The organism is Tabrizicola sp., from assembly GCF_041911175.1.
GTDB lineage: Bacteria > Pseudomonadota > Alphaproteobacteria > Rhodobacterales > Rhodobacteraceae > Tabrizicola.
Map to the genome: position 1 here is coordinate 1 of NZ_JAYRPN010000009.1, position 3,970 is coordinate 3,970.

General features: G+C 68.7%; 2 protein-coding genes and 1 pseudogene. All 3 read left to right on the plus strand.

Features of this window, described 5'->3' with window-relative positions; genetic code table 11:
- Positions 1–127: 127 nt before the first annotated feature.
- Positions 128–220, plus strand: a pseudogene (locus tag ACE3P6_RS01075) (DNA-binding response regulator); the annotation flags it as partial.
- Positions 221–274: 54 nt separating this feature from the next.
- Positions 275–2,392: an NAD-dependent DNA ligase LigA gene (gene ligA, locus ACE3P6_RS01080; protein WP_374391126.1), complete on the plus strand. Its 2,118-nt coding sequence runs from the start codon at positions 275–277 to the stop codon at positions 2,390–2,392.
- Positions 2,389–3,970 (plus strand): ATP-dependent DNA helicase RecG (gene recG / locus ACE3P6_RS01085; RefSeq protein ID WP_374391127.1); only part of this gene is annotated, 1,582 nt, incomplete at its 3' end. The genes ligA and recG, both read left to right, overlap by 4 nt.

Below are 3,970 nucleotides of genomic sequence, written 5' to 3' on the forward strand. Positions count from 1 at the left end.
CTGCGGGTTCGAGGCTTGATCCACCCGACTTCGGCCGTTTGCGCGACGACAGACACCGCTCGGGGCGAAAAACGCTTGCCCAGCGAGCAAAATCAGGCGACCTTGAAGTCAAGCGGCAGGACACTTGGGGAATGTCGGTTACATCGAAACGGTCTGGGGCCGTGGCTATGTGCTGCGCGACCCGGCCAGCGCCCAGGCCCGGCTCGCCGCCAGCGCCTGACCTTTACTGTCGCGGGCCCGCCGCCTAACGTCGTTCGGCAGCAAGGGGGCGGGCATGGCGGAAAAACCGGTCGAGGCACTGACGCAGGCCGAAGCGCGGGAGGAACTGTCGCGCCTGGCCCAGGCCATTGCGGATGCCAACACCGCCTACCACACGCTCGACGCGCCCGAGATTTCGGACGCCGACTACGATGCCTTGAAGCGGCGGAATGCCGCCATCGAGGCACGGTTTCCGGCGCTGAAGCGGGTGGATTCGCCCAGCGACCAGGTGGGCGCGGCGGTGGCCGAGGGATTCGGCAAGGTCGCCCACCGGGTGCGGATGCTGTCGCTGGAAAACGCCTTCGCGGCCGAGGAGGTGGCGGAGTTCGACGACCGGGTGCGCAAGTTTCTCGGCCATCCCGGCGCCATTGCCTATACCGCCGAGCCGAAGATCGACGGGCTGTCGCTGTCGCTGCGCTATGAGGGGGGCGTGCTGGTCCAGGCCGCGACGCGAGGCGACGGCGAGGTGGGCGAGAACGTCACCGAGAATGCGAAGACCATCGCCGACATTCCGCAACGCCTGACCGGCGACGCGCCGCAGGTGCTGGAGGTGCGGGGCGAAGTCTACATGAGCCACGCCGATTTCGCCGCCCTGAATGCCCGGCAGTCCGCGACCGGCGACAAGACCTTCGCCAACCCCAGGAACGCCGCCGCCGGGTCGCTGCGCCAGCTTGACGCGCGTATCACCGCCGCCCGGCCCTTGCGCTTCTTCGCCTATGCCTGGGGCGAACACTCCGCACCGCTCGCCGCCACCCAGTTCGACGCCATCCAGCGCCTCAACGCCCTGGGTTTCCAGACCAATCCGCTGACCACCCTCTGCTCCGGCCCCGAGGCGATGCTGGCCCATTACCGCCTGATCGAGGCGCAGCGCGCGACCTTGGGCTACGATATCGACGGCGTGGTCTACAAGGTGAACGAGCTTGCGCTGCAGGCGCGCCTCGGCTTCCGTTCCTCCACCCCCCGTTGGGCCATCGCGCACAAGTTCCCGGCAGAACTCGCCTGGACCGAACTTCTGGGCATCGACATCCAGGTCGGCCGCACCGGGGCCTTGTCACCCGTGGCCCGGCTGAAGCCGGTGACGGTTGGGGGCGTCGTGGTCTCCAATGCGACGCTCCACAACGAGGACTACATCGCCGGGCGTGACAGCAAGGGCGAGGAGATCCGGGGTGGCAAGGATATCCGCATCGGCGATTGGGTGCAGGTCTACCGCGCCGGGGACGTGATCCCGAAGGTGGCCGACGTCGACCTCTCCCGCCGCAAGGACGGCGCACAACCCTATGTTTTCCCGACGGAATGCCCGGAGTGCGGCAGTTCCGCCCACCGGGAAGAGGGCGACAGCGTCCGCCGCTGCACCGGCGGGCTGATCTGCCCGGCGCAGGCGGTGGAACGGCTGAAACACTTCGTCTCCCGCGCCGCCTTCGACATCGAGGGGCTGGGCGCGAAGCAGGTGGAGATGTTCTTCAACGACGCGACCCTGCCGGTGAAAACCCCCGCCGACATCTTCACCCTCGCCGCAAGGGATGCCGCCAACCCCTTGCAGAAGCTGCGCAATCGCGACGGCTTTGGCGAAACCTCAAGCGCCAAGCTCTTCGCCGCCATCGAGGCCCGCAGGACCATCCCGCTCGACCGGCTGATCTTTTCCTTCGGCATCCGCCATGTCGGTGAAGTGGCCGCAGGGCTTCTGGCCCGGCACTATTCCAGCTGGGAGGCGTTCGAGGCCGCCGTCACCCATGCCGACCCCGGCAGCGCGGAATGGGGCGACCTTACCGCCATCAACGGCGTGGGCGCGGTGATGGCGCAAAGCCTGGTCGATGCCTTCCAGAACCCGGCAGAGCGCGCCGCCATCGACGCGCTGGCGGCAGAGCTGTCGATCCAGCCGGTCGCCGCGCGGGGGCAGGTCGACAGTCCGGTCGCGGGCAAGACTGTCGTCTTCACCGGGACGCTGGAAAAGATGACCCGGGCCGAGGCCAAGGCGCGGGCCGAGGCCCTGGGGGCCAAGGTCGCGGGATCGGTCAGCGCCAAGACCGACCTCCTGGTTGCCGGGCCGGGCGCCGGGTCGAAGGCCAAGGAGGCCGAACGCCTGGGGGTCGCGATCATCGACGAGGACGCATGGCTGGAGCTGATCGGCGGATGAGCCGCCCTGAAGCACTCTTTCCGCTCTTCGCCGGGATCGAGACATTGCCCGGCGTCGGCCCCAAGGCCGCGAAGGCCTTCCAAAGCCTGGGCGTCACGCGGCCGAAGGACCTGCTCTACCTGTTGCCGCATTCCGGGGTCGACCGGGCCCTGCGCGCCTCGGTCCGGGACGTTGTGGCGCCCGCGACTTTGACGGTGGAGGTCGAGGTCGGCCAGCACGTCCCCCCGCGCCGCAAGGGTGGGCCCTACCGCGTGCATGTCCGCGACCAGAAGGTCGAATTCCTGCTGGTCTATTTCCATGCCCGCGCCGACGCGCTGGCGAAGCTGCTGCCCACCGGCCAGCGCAGGCTCGTCTCCGGCAAGGTGGAGCTGTTCGACGGCATCGCCCAGATGGTCCACCCCGACCATGTCCTGCGGGTCGAGGAAGCGCGCGAGATTCCGGCCTACGAGCCGGTCTATCCGCTGGCGGCGGGCCTGACGCAACGGCTGGTCGGCAAGGCGACGCAGGCGGCACTGACCCGGTTGCCGGAAGCGCCCGACTGGATCGACCCGGCATTGAAGGCGCGCGAGGGCTGGCCGGACTGGGCCGCGGCGCTACAGGCCGCGCATGGGCCGGAGGGCCCGGCCTCGCTGGCCTTCACCCATCCGGTGCGGCAACGGCTCGCCTATGACGAGCTTTTCGCGCATCAACTCACGCTGTCTATCGCCCGCTCGCGGCTGCGCCGTGCCAAAGGGCTGGTCACGGAAGGGACTGGAGCTTTGTGCGCCAAGGTGCTGAAAAGTCTGCCATATGCGCCGACCCGTGCGCAGGTCCGGGCGGTGGCCGAGATTGCTGCCGACATGGCCCAGCCCCTGCGGATGAACCGGCTCTTGCAGGGAGACGTGGGCGCAGGCAAGACGCTGGTCGCCTTTCAGGCGCTGCTCATCGCGGTCGAGGCCGGGGGCCAGGGCGTGATGATGGCGCCGACAGAAATCCTCGCCCGCCAGCATTTCGAGGGGCTGGCGCCGCTGGCTCGGGCGGCAGGCGTGCGGCTGGAACTGCTGACCGGTCGCGACCGGGGCGCGGATCGGGCGATGAAGCTGGAGGATCTGGCGATGGGGCGGATCCCTATCCTGGTCGGGACCCATGCGGTCTTCCAGAAAGATGTCGAATTCAAGGACTTGCGGCTGGCGGTGGTGGACGAACAGCACCGCTTCGGCGTGGCGCAGCGCATGGAACTGGGGGCCAAGGGCGAGGCGGTCGACGTGCTGGTGATGACCGCGACGCCGATTCCCCGCAGCCTGGCGCTGGCCACGCATGGCGACATGGATGTCTCGGTGCTGGACGAGAAACCGGCGGGCCGGAAGCCGATCCGCACGGCGATGGTTTCCGCCGAGAGGCTGGACGAGGTGGTCGATCATCTGCGGAAAGCGGTGGCCGAGGGCCAGCAGGCCTATTGGGTCTGCCCGCTGGTCGAGGAATCCGAGGTCGTCGACTATGCCAGTGCCGAAGAGCGGTTCAAGGGCCTCCGGGCGGTGCTGGGGGACCGGGTCGGCCTTGTCCACGGCCAGATGCCGCCCGCCGAGAAGGATGCGGCGA

Coding starts and splice junctions, on each gene's coding strand:
- ligA (WP_374391126.1), top strand. CDS start 275: ATGGCGGAAAAACCGGTCGAGGCACTGACGCAGGCCGAAGCGCGGGAG.